We start from the raw sequence: 1,161 nt of genomic DNA on the forward strand, positions 1-1,161 counted from the left end.
GAGCATCTGCCAGTTGAGCTTAATCACGCTCGCTACGGTCATTTCGCGATCGCGGAAATAGAGATACGTCCGCAGCTGCCGCCGTTGTATGAACCCCATTGATCTCTCCAATGCCGCCTAACACTTGAGTTAAGCCGCGCCGCGAAGCGGCGTCGGCTTGGACGAATTGTTAGGCCCCGCTACCAGAGCCGGAACGTGGGAACTAAAGGGTGCAGGTACCAGTGCAGTGCGGGCCCAGCGAAAGCCGCCAGCGCGACTGACCAAGCCATGCGACGCGATGGTGAACGACGAGCTAGAACCAAAACTAGCGCAGACACTGCAATGACGCCGCACGTTGCCGTGACGCCCACCAGTAACAGCTCGATGAGGTCCGACGCCCCATAAGGTTCGCGCGGGACGGGAGCCCAGCTTTGCCACAAAAGCATTCGGAAGAGCAGGCCAACCGCTGCAGCGATTAGCGGAAGAAGCGCCAACTTCCGAAGAGCTTGTTCGGACACCTTGATCTCTCCTGCGGGGCCTAACACGTGAGTTAAGCCGCGCCGCGAAGCGGCGTCGGCTTGGACGAATTGTTAGGTGCAGCCCCCTCTGGCTCCGCATACCCATCTAGATCCAGCCCGATGCCGAGGGCGGCCATCTGGCGAATGTGCTCGCGGCTAAGGTGCAGACCAAACGTGTGCGAGCATTTTAGCCCGCACTGAAAGTACAGGGAGTTCTCCAGCCACAATTCCCGGAGTGCGGCGGCGCGCGGTGTGAGCCAGACTAGTAATGCCTCAATGTGCTCGACTAGCGGCCGATCTTCCGCGAGCCCGCTGTTGAGCCGCCAGTACATGCTCTTGAACGCATGACCCGTTCGGTTCGTATCGCCCGCATTGTGGGCGATGGCAGGCTTAAGCCCGAGCAGCTCAGTGACTTGCTCGTGCGGACCTGGACCTAGCACCACGAAATGAGCGGATTGGCTGTCGGTCACCGAAACGCCTCCTGCGGCACCTAACACCTGAGTTAAGCCGCGCCGCGAAGCGGCGTCGGCTTGGACGAGTTGTTAGGCCCATAGCGACTGATGATCCGCATGCACTCTTCCAACAAAGCCTTGCGGTGTCGGGCTTCCACCTTAGCCAAGGCGCCTTCCAATTCCCAGAAAAGAGCTGGCGCGTAGTGCAAACG

General features: G+C 60.0%; 1 protein-coding gene. It reads right to left on the minus strand.

The features are described from left to right. Positions 1–529: 529 nt before the first annotated feature. Positions 530–967, minus strand: a complete 438-nt coding sequence (locus EVS83_RS15320; RefSeq protein ID WP_166636935.1) for a DUF4279 domain-containing protein — start codon at positions 965–967, stop codon at positions 530–532. Positions 968–1,161: the final 194 nt, after the last annotated feature.

The organism is Cognatilysobacter terrigena, assembly GCF_004361065.1.
GTDB lineage: Bacteria > Pseudomonadota > Gammaproteobacteria > Xanthomonadales > Xanthomonadaceae > Cognatilysobacter > Cognatilysobacter terrigena.